Below are 24,241 nucleotides of genomic sequence, written 5' to 3'. Positions count from 1 at the left end.
GAGAGGGAAACGCCCGGTCACATTCCGAACCCGGAAGCTAAGCCTCTCAGCGCCGATGGTACTGCAAGGGGGACCTTGTGGGAGAGTAGGACGCCGCCGGACTCCTTTTCACAGATGTGGCCACCGGCCCTCCATCGAGAGCGAGAGCTCTCGGGAGGGCTGGTGGCCATTTCTCTTTCTCGGGGCGTCCTGCGGGTCGACTCTGCGCCGCGTTCGTGATGGACTTGGTGCTGGGCGCGCAGTACTGCCCCCCCTACAACGACACAGCGGACGACTGCCGGGCCTCCTGAGCCCGGCACGCAACGAGGAGCTACGGTGGCGAACGACGACGAACAGCGACGAGACGGGCGCGACGGCGGCCGTCAGGACCGGCCTCGACGCGACGGCGCCCCGCGGGGCGGCAGTGATCGTGGTGGATGGTCGTCGGGGCCCCGTGACTTCGAGCGGCGCGAAGGACAACGCGGCAACGACCGTCGGGACGGGCGTCCGTACAACGATGCGTCCGACCGTCGCTCGGGGGGGCGCGACTTCCGCGAGGGTGGAATGCGATCAGATCGTCCGTCCTGGCGGTCAGATCGGCCGTCGTCAGACCGGCCGTCTTCGGATCGTCCGGGTCGTGATGGTGACCGTCCGTACCGTGCCGGTGGCGCTGACCGTCCGTACCGTTCCGGTGGCTCCGATCGTCCCTTCCGTGGTGGCGATGACCGTCCGCGTCGCGACGGTGACCGTCCGGCTCGATCCGGTTCCGACCGGCCGTTCCGGACCGGCGATGACCGCCCTCGCCGGGACGGGGACCGTCCGTTCCGTGGTGGCGATGACCGTCCGCGTCGTGATGGTGACCGTCCGTACCGTTCCGGGGGCTCCGACCGTCCCTTCCGTGGTGGCGATGACCGCCCGCGTCGCGACGGGGACCGTCCGGCCCGATCCGGTTCCGACCGTCCGTTCCGGAGCGGTGACGACCGCCCTCGCCGGGACGGGGACCGTCCGTTCCGTGGTGGCGATGACCGTCCGCGTCGCGATGGTGACCGTCCGTTCCGCGGCGGCGATGAGCGCTCGCGTCGTGACGGAGACCGTCCGGCTCGTTCCGGTGGCTCCGATCGTCCCTTCCGTGGCGGGGACGACCGTCCGCGTCGCGATGGGGACCGTCCGTTCCGTGGTGGCGACGACCGACCGCGTCGCGAAGGAGATCGTCCGTTCCGTGATGGCGGACGACCGCGACGTGACGATGACCGTCAGGGTCGCGACGGCGCTGATCGCAAGCGGTTCGGTGACGGCTCGCGCTCCGCAGGGGCACGCTTCGGCGAGGCTGCCCGTGACGACTGGGAAGACCGCGACCCGTACGGCACCCGGTCGATCCGTCCGCGTCACGATGACCCGGAGATCCCCGAGGAGATCCAGGCACGTGACCTGCACCCGGCTGCGCGGGCCGAGCTGAAGACGCTGAGCAAGGACAACGCCGACTGGGTCGCGCGGCACCTGGTGACCGCTGCGATGCTCGTGGACACCGACCCGGAGCTCGCGAACCAGCACGCGCTCAGCGCGGCTCGCCGGGCCGGCCGCGTCGCCGTCGTCCGCGAGACGGCTGCGATCACGGCGTACCGGCTGGGTGACTTCGCGACCGCGCTCCGGGAACTCCGGACGTACCGCCGGATCTCCGGCCGCAACGACCAGCTCCCGATGATGGTCGACTGCGAGCGTGGGCTCGGACGACCCGAGCGCGCACTCGAACTGGGACGGTCGGTCGATCGGGCAGCTCTCGAGACGCCCGTGCAGGTGGAGCTCGCGATCGCGATGTCCGGCGCGCGGCTCGACCTCGGGAATCCCACAGCTGCGCTGGGCGAACTCGAGATTCCACAGCTCGACCCGTCGACGGCGTACAGCTGGTCGCCGGCGCTCTACAGTGCTTACGCGGCCACGCTCGAGGAGCTCGGCCGCCAGGACGAGGCCGACGAATGGTGGGCCCGTGTCGACCGTGCAGCGGAGGCTCTCGCCGAGGCTGCTGAAGACGATGCTTGGGAGACAGTGGATGTGGTCGAGGAAGCGCTCGAAGACGACGTCACCGGACGCGACGACAGCGAGTCCGACGACTCCGAGCTCGACGACGCGGAGCTCGGGGACGCCGAGCCCGGCAACGGGTACGTCAGCAGCCTCGGGAACGACGAGTCCGACGACGTCGCCGGGGATGACCTCGGCGAAGTCGACGAGGACAACCCGCGGGACATCGACGGCTCCGCAGCCGGCTGACACCCCGCGTCCGCCGGTGGACGGCGTCGACGTGGTCCTCACGGACCTCGACGGCGTCGTCTACCGCGGCCGGAACGCGGTGCCGTACGCCGTGGAGGCCCTGACCCGCGCCACCTCGACGGCGCGCGTCGGCTACATCACGAACAACGCCTCGCGGCGCCCGGTGGACGTCGCGGAGCACCTCGAGCAGTACGGCCTGCAGGTCACCGCCGATGACGTGGTGACGTCCTCCCAGGCCGGGGCGCGACTCCTCGCGACGCTGGTCCCGGCGGGTTCCACCGTCCTCGTCATCGGTGGGTTGGGCCTGACGACGATCGTCGAAGAAGCCGGCTTCGTCGTGACCGACAGTGCCGACGACCACCCGGCGGCCGTGATCCAGGGCTTCGCCCCGGAGCTCGGCTGGGAGCAGCTCGCCGAGGCGTCCTTCGCGCTGGCAAACGCGTCCGTGCCGTGGGTTGCGACGAACATGGACTGGTCGATCCCGGTCGAGCGCGGGATCGCGCCCGGGAACGGCACGCTGGTGGCGGCCGTGCACCAGGCGGTCGGGAGGATGCCGGTCGTGGCGGGCAAGCCCGAGCGCCCGATCTTCGACGCTGCCCTCGCCCGTTTCGCCGCTTCGAGCCCGCTCTTCATCGGCGACCGGCTGGACACCGACATCAAGGGCGCGAACGACGCCGGCATCCCGAGCGTGCTCGTACTCACCGGGATCGATCAGCCCAAGCAGGTGCTCGCGGCAGACCAGCGGTCGCGACCGACGTACGTGCTCCGCGACCTCCGCGGGCTGCACGAGCCGTACCCGGTGACCGTGCGCTCCGAGGACCGGGACGGTACGCGTCGGGTGACGGTGGGCGAGTCGACCGTGAGCATGCGGGGACACGTCGTCCGCGCCGAGCGGGTCGGGCCTGACGACATGGACCTGCTGCGCGCCGGTGCGACGGCGATCTGGGACTCCGGACTGGCCATCTACGGGCTGGACGTGGACCCGAAGCTGTACGGCGGCGAGTAGCGTGACGGGCGTGGAACAGGCCCGGACGGACGACGCTGCCGAGCCGGCCCTCCCGTCGGGTCTGCGGGCCGTTCCCGGGCCTCCACGTGGTGTACCCGGTCCACCTCGTCCCGTCGCTGCGCCGCCGATCGCGGAGGTGTCAGGCGTGGGAACGCCAGGCGCGGGGACGCCAGGCGCGGGGACGTCAGAGGACGCAGCACCGGGCGGCGTGACGGGCCCCGTGCCCGAGGCGGAGGACGATGCCGGCGCGGACGACTTCGGCCGTCGCGTCGAAGCTGCCGAGACCCTGCCACTCGCCGAGCGCGCAGACGCCTTCGCCGCGCTGCACGACGACCTGCGCACCCGGCTCGAGCACGGTGGGGCCACGCGTGCCTGACCGCGAGGCGCGCCGCGATGCCGCCGCCTCGCACACCTCGTCCGCCTCCGTCCCGGCCGCGCTCGGCACGGCGGGGGCCAGTGACACCGGGGTCGACGACACGACGGGAGCGGGCGACTCGACGATCACCCAGCGCCTCGACGCGGCCGTCGCTGCCCGGGGCCTCGCACGCTCCCGCACGGCAGCTGCCGCGCTGATCCAGGCCGGTCGTGTCTCCGTCGGCGGTGTGCCGGTGGTGAAGGCCTCGACCCCGGTGACCGGCGCGTCCGACATCACGGTCGACGCTGAGGACGAGTGGGTCTCCCGCGCTGCGCTCAAGCTCGTCGCCGCACTCGACGCGTTCGACGTCGACCCGCGTGGGCGGACCGTCCTGGACGTCGGCGCCTCCACCGGTGGGTTCACGCAGGTGTTGTTGTCGCGTGGCGCGGCCCGCGTGGTCGCACTCGACGTGGGACACCGTCAGCTCGCACCGGAGATCGCCCTCGACGACCGCGTGGCGGTGGTGGAGGGGGTGAACGCCCGGAACCTCACGAGCAGCGACTACCTCGCCCTCGACCCGGCCGCCGCGGACACCAGCCTGGTGGTCGGGGACCTGTCGTTCATCAGCCTCCGCATGGTCCTGCCGGCACTGGTCGAGGCCGTGCCCGCCGACGAATTCGTGCTCCTCGTGAAGCCGCAGTTCGAGGTGGGCCGCACGGGCATCCGTGAGGGCATCGTCCGTGATGCGTCCCTACGACAGGACGCCCTCATGAACGTCCTCTGGGCGGCGTGGGACCTGGGCTTCGGGACAGCGGGGTTGGCGCCGTCGCCGATCGTCGGCACGCACGGCAACCAGGAGTACCTCGCGCGTCTCCAGCGGGGTCGCGGACAGAACCCGACAGAATGGATCGTCCGGGCGACGGAACTGGCGGAAGGAGCTCCATGAGCGACGAACGACACATCCTGCTCGTCTCGCACACCGGGCGGCGCGACTCGATCGACGCCGCCGTCGAGGTCTGCGACATCCTGCACGCTGCCGGCCTCACCCCGGTGATGCCCTTCGACGAGTACGCGGACGTCCGCCGAGCCGAAGCGTCGGTGGGGCAGGTCGACATCCTCGGCGTCGACGTGCGCCCGGACGAGATCGAGATCGTGATCGTCCTCGGCGGGGACGGCACGATCCTGCGCGCGGCCGAACTGGCCCGGGGCACCTCCGCACCCATCGTCGGCGTCAACCTCGGGCACGTGGGCTTCCTCGCCGAGAGTGAGCGGGACGGTCTGGCCGAGACGGTCGAACGCGCCCTGACCGGCGAGTACAAGGTCGAGGAGCGCGTCGCCCTGCAGGTCGACGTCGTCGTCGGCAACGAGATCGTCTACTCGAGCTGGGCCCTCAACGAGGCGACCGTCGAGAAGGCGTCGCGGGAGCGCATGCTCGAGGTCGTCACCGAGGTGGACGGCCGTCCCCTGTCCTCGTTCGGGTGCGACGGCGTGGTGTTCTCCACCCCGACCGGCTCCACCGCGTACTCCTTCTCCGGCGGCGGTCCGGTGGTGTGGCCCGACGTCGACGCCATCCTCATGGTCCCGCTGAGCGCGCACGCCCTGTTCTCGCGGCCGATCGTGGTCGGCCCGGACCGTGTCCTCGCGGTCGAGGTCCTGCGGCGCACGAGCGGTGTGGGCGTGCTGTGGTGCGACGGACGCCGGACGCACGACCTGCCTCCCGGAGCGCGGGTCGAGGTGCGCCGGTCGCCGGACCCGGTGCGGGTGGCGCGGCTCAAGGACGCTCCGTTCGCGGACCGTCTGGTCGCCAAGTTCCGCCTGCCGGTCGCGGGATGGCGTGGCCCGCAGCGCGACGACGAGGACGTGGAGTGACGCCGTCGCGGGAGCACCGCGCGCGTCCGGCCTGACGCGCCCAGCGACCCAGCCGGCCGCCCGGACGACGAGCACGAGCACGACCACCGGCACCACGACGTGAACCAGCAGCAGGAGCACATCCAGTGATCGAGGAAATCCGCATCTCCGACCTCGGCGTGATCGGCGACGCCACACTCGAACTCGGCCCGGGCTTCACCGTCGTGACGGGTGAGACCGGAGCCGGCAAGACGATGATCGTCACCGCGCTCGGCCTGCTCCTCGGCGCCCGGGCGGACGCCGGCTCGGTCCGCCGGGGAGCGTCGAGCGCGGTCGTCGAGGGCCGCTGGGACCTGCCCGACCACGCCGCCGTGACCGAACGGGTCGAGGACGCCGGCGGGACGGTCGAGGACGGCGAGCTCATCCTCACCCGCACGGTCTCCGCGGAGGGCCGCAGCCGGGCGACGGTCGGCGGTCGCAGCGCCCCGGTCGCCGTGCTCGGGGAACTCGCCGACCAGCTCGTCACCGTGCACGGGCAGTCCGACCAGATCCGCCTGACCTCGGCGTCGGCGCAACGTGCCGCACTCGACGGGTTCGGCGCCGCGGCGGTCGAGAAGGCCCTCGCGAAGTACGTCGCCGTGTACGACGCCTGGCAGCAGCACGCCGGTGACCTCGAGACGCTCACGCGGGACCGGGACGAACGGCTCGCCGAGGCCGCCCGCCTGCGCGAGGCGTCCGAGGAGATCGAGGCGGCCGACCCGCAGCCGGGCGAGGACACCGAGCTCGCCGAGCGCGCGGAACGGTTGGGGAACCTCGAGGAACTCCGCCTGTCCGCCGGCCTCGCGCACGAGGCCGTCTCGAGCGAGTCGCTCGACGGGCCGGACGTCATCGGTCTCGTCGAGTCCGCCCGACGTGCGATCGAGCGGGTGGCGACCGTCGACCAGGCGCTGCAGCCCGTGCTGGAGCAGCTCACCGAACTCGGGATCCAGGCCAGCGAGGCCTCGGCGGCCCTGTCGAGCTACATCGGCTCGCTCGAACCCGAAGCAGGGCACGACCTCGAGCTCGTCAACGAACGTCGGGCCCTGCTCGCCGGACTGACCCGGAAGTACGGGGACACCGTCGAGGACGTCATCGCCTACGGCCAGCGCGCGTCCGACCGGCTGCTCGAACTGGACGGCGACGACGACCGGATCGTCGCACTCCAGCAGGCCGTGGAAGCGGACCTGGTCGCCCTCGAGGCCGCCGCCGCGTCGCTCACGAAGGTGCGGACCAAGGCGGCCACGGACCTCGCCAAGCGCGTCACGGCCGAGTTGAAGAGCCTCGCGATGGCCGGCGCGACCCTGGTCGTCGAGGTCACGGACGCGGGCGAGTTCCGACGACACGGGCGCGACCAGGTGGCGATCCTCCTGCAGCCGCACTCGGGCACCGACCCGCGGCCGATCGGCAAGGGCGCCTCCGGCGGTGAGCTCTCGCGTGTGATGCTCGCGATCGAGGTCGTCATGGCCGGGAGCACCACGGTCCCGACGTTCGTGTTCGACGAGGTCGACGCGGGCGTGGGCGGTGCCGCGGCGATCGAGATCGGCCGGCGCCTGGCGGCGCTCGCCGAGCGCACGCAGGTCATCGTGGTCACGCACCTCGCGCAGGTCGCGGCGTTCGCGAACAACCACCTCAACGTCGTCAAGGACGCCAGCGGTGCGGTCACGTCGTCGAGCGTGCGGCGGCTCGAGGGCGACGACCGCCTGCAGGAGATGGCGCGGCTGCTCTCCGGCCTGGGCGACAGCGCCAGCGGCATGGAGCACGCACGCGAACTCCTCGAGGTCGCTGGTCGCTCCGCCTGAGGGCCGGGAGGCCCGCCGTGCGACGGCGACCACCCTCCGGTCGCAACGCGCCCGGCGAACGCGGGTCGCGCCTCCCGGCACTTCTGACGTACGATGGAATCCCGTGGCGGACACTCTCAGCGGCGGAACCAATTCTTCGAGCGCGACCCCGAAGGTGACGAAGCAGATCTTCGTGACCGGCGGGGTCGTCTCGTCTCTCGGCAAGGGCCTGACGGCGGCGAGCCTCGGCAACCTCCTCACGGCGCGCGGCCTCAAGGTCGTCATGCAGAAGCTCGACCCGTACCTCAACGTGGACCCGGGCACCATGAACCCGTTCCAGCACGGCGAGGTCTTCGTGACCGACGACGGCGCCGAAACGGACCTGGACATCGGCCACTACGAGCGCTTCCTCGACATCGACCTCGCGCAGTCGGCGAACGTCACGACCGGGCAGGTCTACTCGACGGTCATCGCCAAGGAGCGCCGCGGCGAGTACCTCGGGGACACCGTGCAGGTCATCCCGCACATCACCGACGAGATCAAGCGGCGGATGCGCGAGCAGGCGGAGAACGACCCGCAGCCCGACGTCATCATCACCGAGGTCGGTGGCACGGTCGGCGACATCGAGTCGCAGCCGTTCATCGAGTCCGCCCGCCAGGTGCGGCACGAGCTCGGCCGGAACAACGTCTTCTTCGTGCACGTCTCGCTCGTGCCGTTCATGAACGCCTCGGGCGAGCAGAAGACGAAGCCGACGCAGCACTCCGTCGCGCAGCTGCGCTCGATCGGCATCCAGCCCGACGCCCTGGTGCTCCGCTCGGACCGTCCCGTGTCGGACGCGAACAAGCGCAAGATCGCCCTGATGTGCGACGTCGACGAGGACGCCGTGGTGAACGCCGTCGACGTGCCCTCGATCTACGACATCCCGACGATGCTGCACGACCAGGGGCTCGACCAGGTCATCATCGACGCCCTCCGCCTCGAGGCGCACGACGTCGACTGGTCGCGCTGGAACGGTGTGCTCACCGCGGTGCACGAGCCGAAGAAGGCCGTCACGATCGCCCTGGTCGGCAAGTACATCGACCTGCCGGACGCCTACCTGTCCGTGACCGAGGCGCTCCGCGCGGGTGGCTTCGCGCACACGGCGAAGGTCACGCTGAAGTGGGTCGCGTCCGACGAGTGCATCACGCCGGAGGGTGCTGCGAAGAACCTCGGCGACGTCGACGGCATCTGCATCCCGGGTGGCTTCGGCATCCGCGGCATCGAGGGCAAGCTCGGCGCGCTGCAGTTCGCGCGTGAGCAGAACATCCCGACGCTCGGCCTGTGCCTCGGTCTGCAGTGCATGGTCATCGAGTACGCCCGCCACGAGGCCGGCCTGCTCGATGCGTCGAGCACCGAGTTCGACCCGGAGACCTCGACGCCGGTCATCGCGACGATGGCCGAGCAGGTGGACATCATCGCGGGCGGCGACATGGGCGGCACGATGCGGCTCGGCATGTACCCGGCGCACTTCACCGACGGCAGCCTGGCGGCCGAGCTGTACGGCGCGACCGAAGCCTCGGAGCGGCACCGGCACCGCTACGAGGTGAACAACCACTACCGCGAGCAGATCGCGGACGCGGGCCTGCGCTTCTCGGGTACCTCGCCGGACGGCACGCTCGTCGAGTACGTCGAGTTGGACCGCGCGGAGCACCCGTTCTACATCGGCACGCAGGCGCACCCCGAGCTCCGCTCGCGCCCGAACCGCGCGCACCCGCTCTTCGCGGGGCTCGTCGGTGCGGCGATCGAGCGCAACGAGTCGACGCGCCTGTTCGACCCGGAGGCGGAAGCGGTCGCCTGACGGACGGGAGGTCGCCATCGCGACCACGTCACGGACGGGAGGCCCCGCACCAGCTGGTGCGGGGCCTCCCGTCTGTGGTCGGCCCCGACCGACGTGGGGCAGGATGGCGGCGTGACTGACGCACCGATCGCCGACGAGACCGCCTCCTACGACGTCACCGCCTCCGAGCGCGTGTTCGAGGGGGCCGTCTGGGACATCACCCGCGACCACATCGACTACGACGGATCCGACATGGTCCGCGAGTACGTCGACCACACCGGCGCCGTCGCCGTGTACGCGGAGGACGACGAGGGCCGGGTCCTCGTCATCCAGCAGTACCGGCACCCGGTCCAGCTGCGCGACTGGGAGTTGCCGGCCGGACTGCTCGACCAGGAGGGCGAGGACCACCTGACCGCGGCGAAGCGTGAGCTCGCGGAGGAGGCCGACATCCAGGCCGACGAGTGGCAGCACCTCGTGCGGTACAACACGTCGTCGGGCGGCAGCAACGAGTTCATCGAGGTGTACCGCGCGACCGGCGTGCGGGCGACCGAGTCCGCCTTCGAGCGTGAGGCCGAGGAAGCCGACATCGTCGTCCGCTGGGTGCCGCGCGCCGAGCTCCTGGAGGGCATCCTCGCGGGGCGGCTGCACAACTCGGCGCTCATCGTCGCGACGCTCGCGGTCGAGGCCGTCGAGCGCCGCTCGCAGGGCTGACACGGCGTACCGTCGGCGTCACCGTGTTCACCTGCATCGGACGGGTGGCCGGATCACGGATGACCGGGAGGACCCCATGAGCTCGCGTACCACCACCGCAGCCGTCACTGCGACGACCCTGCTCCGCATCGCACTCGGAGCGGTGCTCGTCTCGCACGGCGCACAGAAGCTCTTCGGCGCGTTCGGCGGCGGTGGCATCGACGGCACCGCGCAGGGCATGCACGCGATGGGCTTCCGGCCCGGTCGCCGCAACGCCGTCCTCGCCGGCATCGGTGAGGCCGGTTCCGGTACCGCCCTCGCGCTCGGCCTCGCCACCCCGATCGCCGGCGCCGGCGCCGCCACCACGATGGGAGTGGCCTCCAGCGTGCACACGCCGAACGGCTTCTTCAACGCGGACGGCGGCCTGGAACTGCCGGCGTTCCTCGGCTTCTCGGCGGCGATGTTCGCCCTCGGCGGTCCGGGTCCGGTGTCGCTCGACCACGCGACCGGCCACGCCCTCGACCGGCCCTGGCTCCGCGTGGCGGCCCTCGCCGCGGTGCCGGTCGCGATCGCGGTCCAGGTCGTGCAGCGGCGGAAGGCCCTCGCGGCGGACGCGGCGGACCCGGCGGAGGCGCCGGCCCCGACGGAGGCGCCGGCCACGGCGGCGTCCGGCGACGGTGCGTCCTCGGCCGAGTAGCGAAGCCGGGCCGGGGTCGGTCGGCGGGGCCAGCCCGGGGTCGGCCCCCGCGCCCCGGTAGCCTCGTCGGGTGATCCCGTTCGAGCGTGCCGTGCAGGACTACCTGCGGCACATCGCGATCGAGCGGGGCCTGTCGCAGCACACCCTGTCCGCCTACCGGCGCGACCTGGCCGCCTTCGGCGACTGGGTGGGGACGCAGCCGGTCGTCGACTCCGCCGGCGCGGACCGAGCCGGCGGAGCCGCGGTCCTCGAGGACGTCGGCCGCCTGGCGCGGGCCGACCTCGCCGGGTTCGTGCAGCACCTCGCGACGAGGCCGGAGGGGCCGCTCGCACCACGGTCGATCGCGCGGATGCTCAGCTCGGTGCGGTCGTTCAGTGCGTTCGCGGCCGCGGAGGGCTGGCTGCCGCTCGACCCCGGCGCCTCGGTCCGTCCGCCGAAGGCACCCATGCGGCTGCCGAAGGCGATCTCGGTGCACGACATGGAGCGGCTGCTCGGCGCGGTGGTCGGCGACGAACCGGCGCAGCTCCGTGACCGAGCCCTCCTCGAACTGCTGTACGCGACCGGGGCGCGCGTCTCGGAAGCGGTCGGGCTCTCCGTCGACGACGTGACGACGCTCTCGGACGTCGACGGAGCCCCGGACGAGGACACCGACGTCTCGGTCGTGCGGGTCACCGGCAAGGGGAACAAACAGCGGATCGTGCCGCTCGGCAGCTACGCCCGCGCGGCGGTCGACGCCTACCTGGTGCGGGCCCGACCGGTGTTCGCCGCGCGGGGGACCGGCACCCCGGCGCTGTTCCTCGGCTCCCGCGGCGCCCGGCTGTCCCGGCAGAGCGCCTGGCTCGTCATCCAGGCGGCGGCCGAACGGGCCGGGCTCGCCGCCCACGTCTCCCCGCACACCTTCCGGCACTCGTTCGCGACCCACCTGCTCGAGGGCGGGGCGGATGTCCGTGTCGTGCAGGAGCTCCTCGGGCACGCGAGCGTCGCGACCACGCAGATCTACACGCTCGTCACGGCGGACATGCTGCGGGACGTGTACCAGACGGCGCACCCGCGGGCGCGGCGGTAGGGGGAGGCCGCGCTGGGCGGTCGTCAGCGTCGGGGCCGCCTCGGGTGGTCACGCCGGTCGAAGACCTGCCCGATCGTCAGCCCGAGCAGGATCCCGAGCAGGCCGAGCCCCAGTCGCGTCGTCCTGCCGCTGGTCAGTCCGGCGTCGATGCCGATCGTGAGCAGGACGAACCAGCCGACCATCGGCACGACCATGAGGAGCGTCGCGAGGCGTCGTCCAGCCGGGATGGCGGCGAGGCTGAACGCGAGGCCGACCGCGAGTCCGATCACCACTGACATCGGTTCTCCTCGCATCTCGGGATCGTGGCCGTTCTCCACCATCTTCGTCGTCCCTCATCGGACCCGGCGGTGTTGCCGGGTGGGACGACGATGGACCAGCGCAGGTGCATGTCCCGAACACCACAACCTCGGGCGTGTCGTGACGGGCCCCTGCGGAACGTGCGACTCTTGGCGCATGGACCTCGAGGTGGGGCCGGGGCTGACGATCCCCGAGGCCGAGCTGCGCTGGCGGTTCTCGCGGTCGTCCGGCCCCGGGGGTCAGCACGTCAACACCTCCGACAGCCGCGTCCAGCTGACGTGGGACGTCGCGTCGTCCTCGGCGCCCACCGAGGAGCAGCGGATGCGCATCCTCGAGCGGGTCGGCCGCCGAGCGGTCGCGGGCGCCGTCACGGTCACGGTGTCGGAACGGCGGTCACAGCTCCGCAACCGTGAGGCCGCGCTCCACGTCCTCCGCGAGATCCTGCGGGACGCCCTCGCCCCGCCCGGCCCGGCGCGACGCGCGACCCGGCCGACGCGCGGCTCCCAGCGTCGGCGTCTCGCGACCAAGCAGCAGCGGTCCGCGACGAAGCAGCAGCGACGGCGTCCGTCCGACGACTGACGAGTGGCGACCGCGGCGATGCGCCGGTTCGTCAGAACAGATGCAGGTGGGTGTTGAGCACGACCACGCCCGTCGCGACGGCGAGCACGAGCGCCGAGGTGCCGACGCTCTGCCCGACGACCCGCCACGCTCCGGTCGCGCCGGGGCGCAGGAGTGCGACGACGCCCGCCACCACGGCGAGGAGGCTGCTCGCGCCCCACGGGTTCAGCACGAGGGACACGACGGCGAACAGCACCGCGACGACCGCGAAGACGCAGAACCGCCGCTCGGTGCTGCCGTACGCCCACGACTGCACCTCGGTCGGCCGACCGACCGCCTCGACCGAGAAGGCCGGACCGCTCGACACCGCGAGGGCCTGCAGCGCGGGCTCGGGGACGACGCGCGGGAGCACCCGGGTGGTCTCGCCCCAGGCGTGCCCGTCCCACCACCGCAGTCGAGCGGTGTCACGGGGGTCCGGGAACCAGCCGGCGGCCGGCAACGTCACGGGGAACTCCTGGTCTGTACGGGGTCGTCAGTGCGGTTCGACGCTACCCGTCACGATCCCGCGCCGCAGCCCCAGACCGGGTGTCGGCAGAACGGGGGACCCGCTCCTCAGACCGCTGCCGGTGCCGCGTCCACCTCGGTGAAGACGTCCTTCACGGCGGCGAGCAGTCGGGCGTTGAAGTCCACACCCAACTGGTTCGGCACGGTCACGAGGACGGTGTCGGCCTCCCGGACGGCGCGGTCCGCCGCGAGCTCCGCGACGAGATGCTCGGGCTCCCCGATGTACGAGCGGCCGAACCGGGCGAGGCCGCCGTCGAGGTGTCCGACCTGGTCCTGACCCTCCACCTGGGCGCGGACGCCGAAGTAGTGGCGCGACTCGTCATCGATGATCGGGATGATGCTGCGGCTCACGCTGACCCGGGGCCGGCGCTCCCAGCCCATGTCGGCCCAGGTCGACCGGAAGCGCGCGATCTGCTCCGCCTGCAGCTCGTCGAACGGCACGCCGGTGTCCTCGGTGAGCAGGGTCGACGACATGAGGTTCATGCCCTGCTCGGCCGTCCACTCCGCGGTCGCGCGGGTGCCGGCTCCCCACCAGATCCGCTCGGCCAGCGTGTCGGACAGCGGCGTCACCGCGAGGGACCCGACGGCGCCGGTCATGTGCGGGTTCGCGTTCGCCATCGGTTCGCCGGCGATCGCACGCCGGAACACCGCGGTGTGGTCGCGGGCGAGGTCCGCGCCGTTGTCGTCGCCGGCCTCGGGGACGTACCCGAACGACCGGTAGCCGGCGAGGGCGGTCTCGGGTGACCCCCGGCTCACGCCGAGCTGGAGTCGGCCGCCGGAGATGAGATCGGTCGCAGCGGCCTCCTCCGCCATGTACAGCGGGTTCTCGTAGCGCATGTCGATCACGCCGGTGCCGATCTCGATGCGGTCGGTCCGGGCGGCGATCGCGGACAGCAGCGGGAAGGGCGCGGCCTGCTGTGGTGCGAAGTGGTGCACCCGGAAGTACGCGCCGTCGACACCGGCCTCCTCGGCGGCCACGGCGAGGTCGATCGCCTGCACGAGGGCCTCCCGGCCGCTGCGGACCTTCGACCCGGGGACGTCGCGCCAGTGTCCGAAGGAGAGGAACCCGATCTTCGTCATGTTCAGGCGAACGTCGACGGGTCGGGGACCATTCCGTCCGACTACGGTCGTCCCCATGGACCTCGACCCGCGCGCCGCCCTCGACGGTGAACGCGTCCGGGCGACGAAGCTCCTGGCCGACGTCGAGCGCAGCATGCGGGACGTCAGCGACGCCCGGGACGGGGCGAACACCGACGACGAGCACGACCCGGAGGGGGCGACCCTGGCCTGGGAGCGCGGCTCCCTCGGTGCCGTGCGTGACGACGCACGCCGACGGATCGACCAGGTGGACGCGGCCCTCCGCCGCCTCGACGACGGCACCTACGGACGCTGCGCGGTGGGCGGGGAACCGATCCCGGAGGCGCGCCTGGCCGCGGTCCCGTGGGCCGCGACCTGCGTCGCGCACGCGTGACGGGCCTCCCGGCCGGTCTGGAGGCCCGGCTCACCGCTGCAGCGTCGGCTCGCGACACCCACCTGGTGCGGACCCGATGCGCCGCGGTTTCCCAGCCGCGCGCCCTAGCGTGCGGACATGCACGGCGACCCGACTGAGCCTCCCCGGAGTGCCGGTCCTGCCGCGGACGGAGCAGCCGCGGACGGATCCGACACGTCCGGCCGCAGCGAGCAGGCCGACGGCGGGCGTCAGCGCTTCCAGTGGTTCCGTGACCTGCGGACCTGGATCCACGCCCGGCCGCACGTGCACCTCTTCTACAAGGTCCTGGTCGGGATCGTCGGCGGGCTCATCGTCGTGGTCGGGCTCGCCCTGGTGCCGCTGCCCGGGCCCGGGTGGCTGGTCGTGTTCATCGGCCTGACGGTCCTGGCGAGCGAGTTCCACTTCTTCCACCGGATCATCACCTGGCTGCGGGCGAAGCTGCACCGGTTCTGGGACTGGGCGAAGCACCACGCCCCGTCGAAGCGGATGCGGGACGCGGCCGACAAGGGCAAGGCGGACGTCGACGCGGCCCACGCCGAGGCACACCGGAACGTCGGCGTCCCGCGCCCCCGCGGTCGGACCGCGCGACCCGGTCTCTAGCGAGCCCGTCGCGACGCGCCGCCCGCAGCCGCTTCAGACCGTGCGGACCGATCCCGTCGCCGTGCGCTCGACGGCGTCGGCTGCCGCTTCCTCGACCGCCACGGTGCCCGTCGAGGTGAGCTGCAGCACGAGGGCGATGCCGGCCGCGACGACGATGAATGCGCCGTAGCCGGCGAGCACCGGCACGAGGCCGACCGTCGGTTCGAGCAGACCGCCGATGACCGCGGGCACGCCGAACGCCAGGTAGCTGACGACGTAGATCGTGGAGAGCAGTCCCGCACGGTGGGTCGGCGCGGCGGTCGCGAGCAGCATCCGCAGCGGCGCCTGGAAGCCGGCCCCGAAGCCGACGCCGGCGATCGCGCTGCCGACGACGAGGCCCGGCAGGGACTGGGCGAACACGAACCCGATCGTGACGACGGGCCCGAGGACGAGCGCGACGAGACCGATGAGCACGCCGATGCGGGCGTCCAGCCGCTGCGTGGCGATGCCGGTCGCCGCGCCGACCCCGGTGACGACGGCGATGAGGGCACCGGCGGCGAAGTGGTCGTCGATGCCGAAGACCGCGCCGAGGGCCGAGGGCACGAGCGACAGGAACAGCCCGCCCAAGGCCCAGCTCGCGATGAGCGACCCGGCGACACCGCGGAACAGCCGGCGCGAGGACCGCGGCACGGCGATGGTCGGGCGGAGGGACCGGAGGGCCCCGGGGCGGCGGGTGACGCGCTCGGGGACGACGACGAGCGCGACGAGCATGAGCACGAGGAGCGCACCGAAGAGCAGGTAGACGAACTGCTCGGGCGCGGGACCCCACTCGACCAGGGCACCGCTCGACAGGGCGCCGGTGGCGAGGGCGATCGGCGGGACCGCCCCGTTCAGCACGCCGGCGAGAGCGGGGTGTCGCTCGAGCGAGTTGTCGATGAGTGCGGCACCGAGGGCGCCGATGAGCAACCCGACGGACACGCCCTGCACGACGCGGTCGAGCACGAGCGCACCGAACCCGTCGGCGACCGCGAAGAGCCCGAGCGAGACGGTGAGGCCGACGCCACCGGCGACGAGCACCGGCTTCCGGCCGACGTGGTCGGACAGGCGTCCCGCGACGAGCAGGCTCACCAGGAGCCCGGCGACGTAGACGGCGAACACGGCGGTGAGCATGAGCGGCGTCAGGTGCCATTCGGCCGCGTAGACGGGGTAGATCGGGGAGGGGACGGCCGAGGACGCCAGCGACACGAGCAGCATGGCGGCGATGATCCAGAACCCGGCGACCGAGCGCGTGGACTGCATGGGGTCCCTTCCGTCGTGATGGTCCAGTACGAGCGGAGTCGTACCGGGTGGTACCGCATTGGTACCGCATCGTGGCTGTACGACGCAAGTCGTACAGGTGGGGGAACGGTGGTAGCGTCCCGTCCATGCCCGAGCGCGACGATGCCCCCGAACGGCTGCCCCAGCCGTCGCCGGCCGAGATGGACCTGCCCGTGGTGATGGACGCCCTGTCCGACCCGATCCGGCTGTCGATCCTGCACCGCTACCTCGTCGACGCCGCCGGCGGGGAGCGCTCCTGCGGGTGGGTCGGCATCGACCGGCCGAAGTCGACGCTGACGCACCACTTCCGCGTCCTCCGCGAAGCCGGGCTCCTCGAGCAGCACCTGGACGGGCTGACCCGCGTGAGCCGGGTGCGGACCGAGGACGTCGAGCAGCGCTTCCCCGGCCTCCTCGGCCTCGTCCTCGACTGGCAGGTCCCCGTCGGGCTCGTGCGCGCCGAGGCCGCGGCGTGAGCGCGCCGTCCCGCCTCCCCGCCGTCGTCGCCGACCCCGTCGTGACGTCGGCGCTCGCCGCGGACCTCACCGCCGCCGGCTACACGGTCGAGGGCGTCGACGCGCTCTGGGGGACCGAGGCCGCGGCGGCGCTGCACCGCGGCACCCGGGTCGCAGCCCTCCGAGCCCTCGCCGACCGTCCGACCACGCCGCTGTCGACCATCGCGACGCTGTTCGTGCTCGGGCTGCCGGTGTCGCGGTCCGACGCCGAGACGGCCTTCCTGACGACGCACGTCGACCCGCTCGTCGCCGCCGGGGTGCTCCGGGCCGAGGCCGACCAGGTCGTGCCCGCACTGGACCTCCGCCCCTACGCCTTCGTCGACGACCTCGGCGCCGGCAGTTGGTGGATCGCGTCCGACCTCGGCGAAGTCGCCCTCGGCCACGCCATCAGCGAGGAGCACGTGCTCGGCATCGGCGGGGCCACCACGACGCTCAGCGGCCTGCAGCTGCCCGTGCCGGTCCGCCGGGTGCTCGACCTCGGCACCGGGTGCGGCATCCAGGCCATGCACGCCCGCCGCTTCGCCGACGAGGTCGTCGCCACCGACATCTCGGTCCGGGCGCTCGACGTCGCCCGGTTCAACGCGCAGCTCAACGGCGTCGACGGCATCGACTTCCGCCGCGGCTCCCTCTTCGAGCCCGTCGCGGGGGAGCGGTTCGACCGGATCGTGTCGAACCCGCCGTTCGTCATCACGCCCCGCCGCGAGGGCGTCCCCGCCTACGAGTACCGCGACGGCGGGATGGTCGGCGACGCCCTGGTCGAGACCGTGCTCCGGGGCCTCGCCGAGCACCTCGCGCCGGGCGGGACGGCGCAGCTGCTCGGGAACTGGGAACACCGCTGGGGGACGGACGGCCTCGACCGGGTGCGGTCCTGGTTCGCGGACACCGACCTGGACGTCTGGGTCGTCGAGCGGGAGCGCGAGGACCCGCCCGCCTACGCCGAGACCTGGATCCGCGACGGCGGCACGAAGCCCGGTTCGCCGGAGTTCGACGCCCTGGTGGACGCCTGGCTCGACGACTTCCGCGACCGGCACGTCACCGGCGTCGGCTTCGGCTACGTCGTGGTGCGTGCGCCGTCCGCCCGCCCCGGAGGCCCGACCCCGCTCCGGCGCTTCGAGCGCCTCCCACAGGTGCTCGGGTCGAACCCCGCCGGCCTCGGCGCGACCGTCGCCCGGGCCCTCGACGCCGTGAGCTGGCTCGCCGCCCACGACGACCGGGCCTTCGTGGACGCCCACCTCCGCGTCGCCGGGGACGTCACCGAGGAGCGGCACTACTGGCCGGGCAACGACGACCCCACGGTGATGACGCTCGTGCAGGGCGGGGGGTTCGGCCGCCGGGTCGACGCCGACACCGCGCTCGCCGCGTTCGTCGGGGCGGCCGACGGGGAGCTGGCCGTCGGCCGGATCGTCGGGGCGATCGCCCAGCTCACCGGCGTGGACGAGGCGGCGCTCAGCGCGGACCTGGTGCCGCGCCTCCGCGACCTCGTGCTCGACGGCCTGCTCCTCCCCGCCTGACGTCCGCGACACGCAACGTCCGCGACACGCAACGTCGGCGACCGTCCGCAGCGCGATCGCGGTGCGCGACGTCGCCGACGTGGCGTCCCGCGGGAGTTCAGCGGCGCCAGGTGTGCTCGGGGGCGTAGCCGAGGAGCTCGCGGGCCTTGTCGGAGGACAGCAGTGAGCTGACGCCGTCGATGTCCGCACGGCGCTCGATGTCCGGCAGGTACTGCTCGACGAGCTCGAGCGTCGGGGTGTCCATGACGGTGTCCGGGCTGGCGATGATGAACGCCTCGAAGCCGGTCAGCTCGCTCTCCACGGCCTTGCGCACCGCCTGGGCGCCGTCGCGGGAGTCGATGTACGACCACAGGTTGAAGGTCTTCGCCTCGGGGGTCGCGTCCCACGGGAACGCCGGGTAGTCCGTCTCGTCCATCACGTTCGAGAAGCGCAGGCCGATCATCTTCAGCTGCGGGTCCCAGCGGGTGAAGTGGCGGGCCATCTCCTCCTCGACGGCCTTCCCGAGCGAGTACGAGGACTGCGGGCGGACCGCGAACTCCTCGTCGACGGGCAGGTAGGGCGGGTGGTGCTCACCCATCGGGATGCCCAGGAGCGTCTCGCTGGAGGCCCACACCACGTTCCGGATCGGGGCCGCGCGGGCAGCGTGGAACACGTTGATGGACGCGGTCACGTTGTTCGTGATGAGGGCGACGTCCGGCACCTGGCCCGGCGCGGGGACGGCGCCGAGGTGTACGACGGCGTCGACCGAGTCGTAGCGGTCGTCGACGCCGATCAGGGTGTTGAGGACCTGGCCGTAGTCGGTCAGGTCGGTGCGGACGAACTGCACGCGCTCGGGCTTGTCCGGCGAGGGCACCCGGTCGATCAGCACGACGTCGTAGCCGTGTTCGTCGAGGTCGCGGACGACCGCCCGTCCGAGCTTGCCGCTGCCACCGGTCACCACTACACGCGTCATCGCGTTCCTCCACGTCCTCGTCGAGACCCGGGTCGGGTCGCTCCCATCCTGCACCGCGGGCGGTGGACGCAACCAGGCACGGGCGGTACCCGTGTCGGGACGGGGGTCGGGCCTCCCGGGCGGCCGTCAGGAGCCGGCGGTGACCTGGGCCATCGCGAGGCGGCTGACGAGTTCGACGTGTTCGGCCATGTCCCGCGTCGGGTCGTACAGCCACTGGATCTGCATGCCGTCGGAGGTGGCGAGCAGGACGCTGGCCAGTTCCTCCGGGTCGAGGTCGGCGCGGAGCCGACCGTCCTGCTGCATCCGGCGGAAGTCGTCGGTCATCCGGCTGCGCGTGGTCTCGTAGCGCTCGCGGAAGTAGGCGTGCGCGGGGTGGTCCGGGTCGGTCGCCGCCGCAGCGGACAGGTTGACGAACATCTGCACGAGACCCGGAACCTCGGCGTTGTGTCGGACGACCGCGGCGAGGAGTGCTGCGAAGTCCGGCGCGTCCCACTGTGCGGCGTCGTCGAGCTCGTCGCGGCGGCGGAGGATCGCGACCCAGAGCTCGTCCTTCGAGTCGAAGTAGTGCAGGAGCCCTGCCTGCGTGAGGCCGACCGCGTCCGCGATGTCCTTGATGCTCGTGCGCCGGAACCCCTGCGTGGCGACGAGGTCGAGCGCGACGGACAGGATCTCCTCGCGCTTGGCGATGCCCTTCGCGTACGAACCCCGTCGTGCCATGGCGAGAGAGTACCGCCCGGCGGCGCGACCAGAAACCGAATAGCAGTAGGGATTGGTGCTAGCGTGAGGACACTGCCGACGACGGCGCTCGGCGGTACGTCCCCGACGGAAGGACCGACCACCGTGACCGCGACCCCCGCAGCATCGACCCCAGCAGCCTCCGACCCGCTCGGTGAGCACATCGACGCGCTCCTCGGCCGGCTCTCCACCGAGCAGAAGGTGCAGCTGCTCACCGGCCGGGACTTCTGGACCACGTGGCCGATCGAGGAGATCGGGCTCCGCCGGGTCCTCATGTCGGACGGACCGTCCGGTGTGCGCGGTGAGGTGTGGGACGAGCGGGAGCCGTCGCTCAACCTGCCGTCCGCGACCGCGCTGAGCGCGTCGTGGGACCGCGCGATCGCGAAGCGGTACGGCGGGGCGGCCGCCCTGGAGGCCCGACGCAAGGGCGTCGACGTCGTCCTCGGTCCGACGATCAACCTGCACCGCTCACCGCTCGGCGGTCGCCACTTCGAGGCGTTCAGCGAGGACCCGGTGCTCACCGGCGACCTGGCGGCCTCCTACGTCGCCGGCGTGCAGGAGCGCGGCGTCGCGGCGACCCCGAAGCACTACATCGCGAACGACTACGAGACCGACCGCTTCACCGCGTCCACCGAGGTGTCCGAGCGTGCCCTGCGCGAGCTGTACCTGCTGGCGTTCGAGAAGGCCGTGACCGAGGCGCACGCGTGGGCCGTCATGTCGTCGTACAACGCCGTCAACGGCGTGACCGCGTCGGAGAACGACCTGCTCGAGACGCCCCTCAACAGCGAGTGGGGCTTCGACGGGGTCGTCGTGTCCGACTGGACCGGGGTGCGGTCGGTCGAGGCGGCGAGGGCGTCGCAGGACCTCGCGATGCCCGGACCGAACCCGTGGTGGAGCGAGGGGCCCCTGCTGGCCGCGGTCGCGTCGGGGAAGGTCCCGATGGCGGCGATCGACCGGAAGGTGCGCCGCATCCTGCTGCTCGCCGCCCGGGTCGGGGCCCTGTCCGGGCTCGGCGACGCGGAGCCTGCCGGTGCCGGTGCCGGTGCCGGTGCCGGTGCCGGTGCCGGTGCCGGTGCCGGTGCCGGTGCCGGTGCCGGGGCCGCTGGCTCGGCTTCGGCATCGGCTCCCGCGGTCGAGGACGGCATCGCGTTCGTGCGGGAGGCCGAGGCGGAGGGCACCGTCCTCGCGCGCAACACCGGTGTCCTGCCCCTCGACCCCGCCGCGGTGTCCCGCATCGCGGTCATCGGGCACAACGCCGATCAGGCGCGCACGCAGGGCGGCGGGTCCGCAACCGTCGTCCCGGAGTCGGTCGTCTCCCCGCTCGACGGGATCCGGGCCGCGTTCCCGGCGGCGACGGTCGAGTACGCGATCGGGGCCGTCGTGCAGGAGGGCATCGCCGAGTTCCCGCTCGACACCATCACGAACCCGGTGACCGGCGAGCCCGGCGCCCGGGTGGCCTTCATGCGCGACGGGTCGGAGCTGTACGCCGAGGACCGTCGCGCGACCGCCCTGTTCTGGTTCGGCGGGGACGCCCCCACCCGCGAGGCCGACCGGTTGGACATCACGACCACGTACACGGCGCAGCAGGACGGCACCGTGCGGATCGGGATCGGCGCTGCCGGACGCTCGCGGATGTGGATCGACGGGGAGCTCCTGCTCGACGAGGACGTGCCGTTCAAGGGTGACCAGCTCGGTGCCGCGTTCCTCAACCCGCCGGCGCGCTCGGTCCCCGTCGCGGTGGCGGCCGGACAGCGGGTCGTGATCCGCATCGAACACGACGTCGTGCAGGACGAGACGCTCGGTGGGGTCCTCGCCTACCAGTTCGGGACCGAGCCCTCCGACGACGACCCCGCCGACCTCGTCGCCGCAGCCGTGTCCGCCGCGTCGCGGGCCGACGTCGCGGTCGTGGTCGTCGGCACGAACAGCAGGGTCGAGTCCGAGGGCTACGACCGGACCTCCCTCGCGCTGCCCGGCCACCAGGACGACCTGGTCCGCGCGGTCGCCGCGGCCAACCCGGCGACCGTCGTCGTGGTGAACGCCGGCTCGCCCGTCGAGATGCCGTGGCGGGACGAGGTCGCCGCGGTCCTGCTCACCTGGTTCGGCGGGCAGGAGTACGGCAACGCGCTCGCCGACGTGCTCACCGGAGCACGCGAGCCGGGCGGACGCCTGCCGACCACCTGGCCGGCGACCATGGCGGACGTCCCGGTGCTCGACGTCACGCCGGTCGACGGGGCGGTGTCGTACGACGAGGGCGTGCACATCGGGTACCGGGCGTGGCTCCGTGCCGGGACCGAGCCGGCGTACCCGTTCGGGCACGGCCTCGGCTACACCACGTGGACGATCGACGGCGTCGCGGCGACCCCGACCGTCACCGAGGGCGACGCCGTCATCGTGACCGCGACCGTCGCGAACACCGGGCATCGTGCGGGCAAGCACGTCGTGCAGGTGTACGCGTCGCGGGCGGAGTCGTCGGTGGACCGGCCGGTGCGGTGGCTCGTCGGCTTCGCTCCGGTCCGGCTCGAGGCGGGCGGGTCCACCGAGGTGTCGATCGAGGTCCCCGCGCGTGCGTTCGCCCACTGGGACGGCGGTCGGGACGGGCGCTGGGCGTACGAGCCCGGGACGTTCACCCTCCACGTCGGGGCGTCCGTCGTCGACGAGGCCGGTCGGGCGTCCCTCGAACTGGAGTGAGGGGCGTCGCCCCGTAGACAGGTCCGTTTTCCGCGCACGGACGGACCCGCCGGGTACGATCGGAGGTGCGTCAGTCGGCTGGTTACCGGCGACGCGCGCATCACCCACGGCTCGTCGTGCGTGCGCCTCGGCCTCCTGATCCGGTCGACGGCGCCCCGCCGGGCTTGATGCGTCCCGATGCGCCCCCGCACCTCGTGCGGGGGCGCATCCTCGATCTGCGCGGTCTGTGTGACAAACCGCGCGCACGGTGGAACGATGGCTCCACCATCCCGTGTGGATCAGGGACGGGATGGTCGTCCGGCGGGAGGGCCTCGGGACCCACCACCCCGACGGCCCCGCCGGACGTCTGCGTCGGTCGCGCCGCGCAGCGGCACCGTCTCCGCGGCGCCCTCGCCCCTCAGGCCGTGCGCACCGACGGCGCGATCTCCTCGGCGACGATCCGCAGGATCCGCTCGTGGGAGGCCCGGTCCCCGTTGGCCGGGAGGGTCACGACGAGTTCGTCGGTCGCCGCCACCGCCGGGTCGGCCAGCAGCGCGTCGACGATCGCCGCCGGCTCGCCGGAGAGCACACGGCTGAAGCGGAAGGGCGGGCCGGAGAGCGGTCGGCCCTCGTCGTCCATGCCGGACGCGTACCCGGTGAGGAACTCCTCGTGCGCGGCACGGTCGGCGTCGTCGAGGAGCGGGACGATGATGCGCCCGACGGCGACCTTCGGAGTGCGCTCCGGGTGCAGCTCGGCGAACCGGGCGCGGTACGCGGCGATCTGGTCGGCCTGTGCCTCGGCGAACGGGGCGCCGGTGTCCTCGGTGTTCAGCGTCGAGCAGTGCAGCAGCAGGCCCTTCTCGGCCGTCTTCACCGCGGTGCCCATGCTCCCGCCGCCCCACCACACGCGGTCGAGCAGGCCCGGGCTCTGCGGCTGCAGGGTGAGCTCGGCGCCGGCGGGGATGGACTCGTAGCCCTGCCCGGCGGACCCCAGGGCGTCGCCGCGCAGGACCTCGACCAGTCGGGCGGCGCGGGCCTCGGCCTCGTCGCGGAACGACCGCTCGGACGCGCCGAACACCGGGTCGAGGATCGGGCCGTAGCCGGCGATCCCGGTGCTGATGCCGAGTTGCACGCGCCCGCCGCTGAGCAGGTCGACCGTGCTGGCGTCCTCGGCGAGCCGGACCGGGTCCTCGTACCGCATCCCGAGGACGGCGGTGCCGAAGCCGATCGTGCTCGTCCGTTGGGCGGCGGCGGCGAAGAAGGTCATCGGGCTCGTCAGGAAGGGCTCGAAGTGGCGACCGCGCACCCAGCCGGTGCCGTAGCCGAGCGCCTCGGCGGCCTGGAACAGCCGGAGGCCGTCCTCGAGTGCGCTCGCAGCACCGGGGGCGCCGCCGTGGTTCGGGACGAAGGAGAGGAAGCCGAGTTCGCGCACGGAAGCAGTCTATGCGGGCGTATGGATCTGCGGAAGGTGCGGGACCTGTCCACGGGATGCGGGCCTCCCGGGACCGGCGACGCGTGGTG

The 24,241-nt window shown here is 72.7% G+C and carries 24 protein-coding genes and 1 rRNA gene; 18 read left to right on the top strand and 7 right to left on the bottom strand.

The window, feature by feature from the left end:
• From rrf to DEI91_RS14125, 12 genes are all read left to right on the top strand, one after another.
• A 5S ribosomal RNA gene (rrf, locus tag DEI91_RS14170) occupies window positions 1-102 on the top strand; the annotation flags it as partial.
• Between the two features lie 568 nt (window positions 103-670).
• Window positions 671-1,435: a hypothetical protein gene (locus DEI91_RS16340; protein ID WP_220038095.1), complete on the top strand. Its 765-nt coding sequence runs from the start codon at window positions 671-673 to the stop codon at window positions 1,433-1,435.
• Window positions 1,436-1,479: 44 nt separating this feature from the next.
• A complete protein-coding gene (locus tag DEI91_RS14165) occupies window positions 1,480-2,244 on the top strand; it encodes a hypothetical protein (protein WP_258374441.1) in 765 nt (254 codons plus the stop codon).
• A gap of 16 nt (window positions 2,245-2,260) precedes the next feature.
• Complete coding sequence (locus tag DEI91_RS14160) at window positions 2,261-3,250, top strand: HAD-IIA family hydrolase (RefSeq protein ID WP_258374440.1); 990 nt, start codon at window positions 2,261-2,263, stop codon at window positions 3,248-3,250.
• A 208-nt stretch (window positions 3,251-3,458) separates the two neighbouring features.
• Complete coding sequence (locus DEI91_RS16335) at window positions 3,459-3,626, top strand: hypothetical protein (protein ID WP_181439621.1); 168 nt, start codon at window positions 3,459-3,461, stop codon at window positions 3,624-3,626.
• A gap of 124 nt (window positions 3,627-3,750) precedes the next feature.
• Window positions 3,751-4,551, top strand: coding sequence for a TlyA family RNA methyltransferase (locus DEI91_RS14155; protein ID WP_111052913.1), 801 nt, complete (start codon window positions 3,751-3,753; stop codon window positions 4,549-4,551).
• The gene (locus DEI91_RS14150) at window positions 4,548-5,474 is read left to right on the top strand and encodes an NAD kinase (RefSeq protein ID WP_111052904.1); all 927 of its coding nucleotides are present in this window, start codon (window positions 4,548-4,550) and stop codon (window positions 5,472-5,474) included. Before DEI91_RS14155 ends, DEI91_RS14150 begins: the two co-directional genes overlap by 4 nt.
• A 125-nt stretch (window positions 5,475-5,599) precedes the next feature.
• On the top strand, window positions 5,600-7,291 hold the full coding sequence (gene recN, locus DEI91_RS14145) for a DNA repair protein RecN (RefSeq protein WP_111052903.1): 1,692 nt from the start codon (window positions 5,600-5,602) through the stop codon (window positions 7,289-7,291).
• A 103-nt stretch (window positions 7,292-7,394) separates the two neighbouring features.
• Complete coding sequence (locus tag DEI91_RS14140) at window positions 7,395-9,107, top strand: CTP synthase (RefSeq protein WP_111052902.1); 1,713 nt, start codon at window positions 7,395-7,397, stop codon at window positions 9,105-9,107.
• Window positions 9,108-9,218: 111 nt separating this feature from the next.
• The gene (locus DEI91_RS14135) at window positions 9,219-9,797 is read left to right on the top strand and encodes an NUDIX domain-containing protein (protein WP_181439618.1); all 579 of its coding nucleotides are present in this window, start codon (window positions 9,219-9,221) and stop codon (window positions 9,795-9,797) included.
• Window positions 9,798-9,873: 76 nt separating this feature from the next.
• On the top strand, window positions 9,874-10,473 hold the full coding sequence (locus tag DEI91_RS14130) for a DoxX family protein (RefSeq protein WP_111052901.1): 600 nt from the start codon (window positions 9,874-9,876) through the stop codon (window positions 10,471-10,473).
• 73 nt (window positions 10,474-10,546) lie between these two features.
• On the top strand, window positions 10,547-11,539 hold the full coding sequence (locus DEI91_RS14125) for a site-specific tyrosine recombinase XerD (RefSeq protein ID WP_111052911.1): 993 nt from the start codon (window positions 10,547-10,549) through the stop codon (window positions 11,537-11,539).
• A 23-nt stretch (window positions 11,540-11,562) separates the two neighbouring features.
• Here DEI91_RS14125 and DEI91_RS14120 read toward each other — a convergent pair whose 3' ends face one another.
• Window positions 11,563-11,817 carry a hypothetical protein gene (locus tag DEI91_RS14120; protein ID WP_146244310.1) on the bottom strand — a complete coding sequence of 85 codons (255 nt, stop codon included), beginning with the start codon at window positions 11,815-11,817 and terminating at the stop codon, window positions 11,563-11,565.
• A gap of 175 nt (window positions 11,818-11,992) precedes the next feature.
• Here DEI91_RS14120 and arfB point away from each other — a divergent pair, with 175 nt between their 5' ends.
• Complete coding sequence (arfB, locus tag DEI91_RS14115) at window positions 11,993-12,415, top strand: alternative ribosome rescue aminoacyl-tRNA hydrolase ArfB (RefSeq protein ID WP_111052899.1); 423 nt, start codon at window positions 11,993-11,995, stop codon at window positions 12,413-12,415.
• 31 nt (window positions 12,416-12,446) lie between these two features.
• Here arfB and DEI91_RS14110 read toward each other — a convergent pair whose 3' ends face one another.
• Together DEI91_RS14110 and DEI91_RS14105 are read right to left on the bottom strand one after the other, a co-directional pair.
• Window positions 12,447-12,899, bottom strand: a complete 453-nt coding sequence (locus DEI91_RS14110; RefSeq protein ID WP_111052898.1) for a DUF2510 domain-containing protein — start codon at window positions 12,897-12,899, stop codon at window positions 12,447-12,449.
• A gap of 107 nt (window positions 12,900-13,006) precedes the next feature.
• A complete protein-coding gene (locus DEI91_RS14105) occupies window positions 13,007-14,038 on the bottom strand; it encodes an LLM class flavin-dependent oxidoreductase (protein ID WP_181439617.1) in 1,032 nt (343 codons plus the stop codon).
• 55 nt (window positions 14,039-14,093) lie between these two features.
• Here DEI91_RS14105 and DEI91_RS14100 point away from each other — a divergent pair, with 55 nt between their 5' ends.
• Window positions 14,094-14,429, top strand: a complete 336-nt coding sequence (locus DEI91_RS14100) for a TraR/DksA C4-type zinc finger protein (RefSeq protein ID WP_111052897.1) — start codon at window positions 14,094-14,096, stop codon at window positions 14,427-14,429.
• A gap of 117 nt (window positions 14,430-14,546) precedes the next feature.
• The gene (locus tag DEI91_RS14095; protein WP_111052896.1) at window positions 14,547-15,047 is read left to right on the top strand and encodes a TIGR02611 family protein; all 501 of its coding nucleotides are present in this window, start codon (window positions 14,547-14,549) and stop codon (window positions 15,045-15,047) included.
• A gap of 33 nt (window positions 15,048-15,080) precedes the next feature.
• On the opposite strand, the gene DEI91_RS14090 is transcribed toward DEI91_RS14095, so the two are convergent.
• Complete coding sequence (locus tag DEI91_RS14090) at window positions 15,081-16,325, bottom strand: MFS transporter (RefSeq protein ID WP_111052895.1); 1,245 nt, start codon at window positions 16,323-16,325, stop codon at window positions 15,081-15,083.
• A 125-nt stretch (window positions 16,326-16,450) separates the two neighbouring features.
• Between DEI91_RS14090 and DEI91_RS14085 the strand changes: the two genes are divergently transcribed.
• Together DEI91_RS14085 and DEI91_RS14080 are read left to right on the top strand one after the other, a co-directional pair.
• The gene (locus DEI91_RS14085) at window positions 16,451-16,816 is read left to right on the top strand and encodes a helix-turn-helix transcriptional regulator (protein ID WP_111052894.1); all 366 of its coding nucleotides are present in this window, start codon (window positions 16,451-16,453) and stop codon (window positions 16,814-16,816) included.
• Window positions 16,813-18,366, top strand: coding sequence for a methyltransferase (locus DEI91_RS14080; RefSeq protein ID WP_181439616.1), 1,554 nt, complete (start codon window positions 16,813-16,815; stop codon window positions 18,364-18,366). Before DEI91_RS14085 ends, DEI91_RS14080 begins: the two co-directional genes overlap by 4 nt.
• 97 nt (window positions 18,367-18,463) lie before the next feature.
• Here the strand turns inward: DEI91_RS14080 and DEI91_RS14075 are convergent, their stop codons facing one another.
• Window positions 18,464-19,318 carry an NAD(P)-dependent oxidoreductase gene (locus tag DEI91_RS14075; protein ID WP_181439615.1) on the bottom strand — a complete coding sequence of 285 codons (855 nt, stop codon included), beginning with the start codon at window positions 19,316-19,318 and terminating at the stop codon, window positions 18,464-18,466.
• A 126-nt stretch (window positions 19,319-19,444) separates the two neighbouring features.
• Window positions 19,445-20,035, bottom strand: a complete 591-nt coding sequence (locus DEI91_RS14070) for a TetR/AcrR family transcriptional regulator (protein WP_111052892.1) — start codon at window positions 20,033-20,035, stop codon at window positions 19,445-19,447.
• Window positions 20,036-20,158: 123 nt separating this feature from the next.
• Here DEI91_RS14070 and DEI91_RS14065 point away from each other — a divergent pair, with 123 nt between their 5' ends.
• Window positions 20,159-22,741: a beta-glucosidase gene (locus tag DEI91_RS14065; protein WP_111052891.1), complete on the top strand. Its 2,583-nt coding sequence runs from the start codon at window positions 20,159-20,161 to the stop codon at window positions 22,739-22,741.
• A 397-nt stretch (window positions 22,742-23,138) separates the two neighbouring features.
• Here DEI91_RS14065 and DEI91_RS14060 read toward each other — a convergent pair whose 3' ends face one another.
• On the bottom strand, window positions 23,139-24,152 hold the full coding sequence (locus DEI91_RS14060; protein WP_111052890.1) for an LLM class flavin-dependent oxidoreductase: 1,014 nt from the start codon (window positions 24,150-24,152) through the stop codon (window positions 23,139-23,141).
• Window positions 24,153-24,241: the final 89 nt, after the last annotated feature.

Source organism: Curtobacterium sp. MCBD17_032, assembly GCF_003234855.1.
In the GTDB taxonomy this organism is placed as follows: Bacteria; Actinomycetota; Actinomycetes; order Actinomycetales; family Microbacteriaceae; genus Curtobacterium.
Note: the sequence above shows the minus strand (reverse complement) of the source record. Positions and strands in the feature narration are given on the sequence as shown.

Coding starts and splice junctions, on each gene's coding strand:
- DEI91_RS14150 (WP_111052904.1), top strand. CDS start 4,548: ATGAGCGACGAACGACACATCCTGCTCGTCTCGCACACCGGGCGGCGC.
- DEI91_RS14130 (WP_111052901.1), top strand. CDS start 9,874: ATGAGCTCGCGTACCACCACCGCAGCCGTCACTGCGACGACCCTGCTC.
- DEI91_RS14120 (WP_146244310.1), bottom strand. CDS start 11,817: ATGTCAGTGGTGATCGGACTCGCGGTCGGCCTCGCGTTCAGCCTCGCC.
- arfB (WP_111052899.1), top strand. CDS start 11,993: ATGGACCTCGAGGTGGGGCCGGGGCTGACGATCCCCGAGGCCGAGCTG.
- DEI91_RS14105 (WP_181439617.1), bottom strand. CDS start 14,038: ATGACGAAGATCGGGTTCCTCTCCTTCGGACACTGGCGCGACGTCCCC.
- DEI91_RS14100 (WP_111052897.1), top strand. CDS start 14,094: ATGGACCTCGACCCGCGCGCCGCCCTCGACGGTGAACGCGTCCGGGCG.
- DEI91_RS14095 (WP_111052896.1), top strand. CDS start 14,547: ATGCACGGCGACCCGACTGAGCCTCCCCGGAGTGCCGGTCCTGCCGCG.
- DEI91_RS14090 (WP_111052895.1), bottom strand. CDS start 16,325: ATGCAGTCCACGCGCTCGGTCGCCGGGTTCTGGATCATCGCCGCCATG.
- DEI91_RS14085 (WP_111052894.1), top strand. CDS start 16,451: ATGCCCGAGCGCGACGATGCCCCCGAACGGCTGCCCCAGCCGTCGCCG.
- DEI91_RS14075 (WP_181439615.1), bottom strand. CDS start 19,318: ATGACGCGTGTAGTGGTGACCGGTGGCAGCGGCAAGCTCGGACGGGCG.
- DEI91_RS14070 (WP_111052892.1), bottom strand. CDS start 20,035: ATGGCACGACGGGGTTCGTACGCGAAGGGCATCGCCAAGCGCGAGGAG.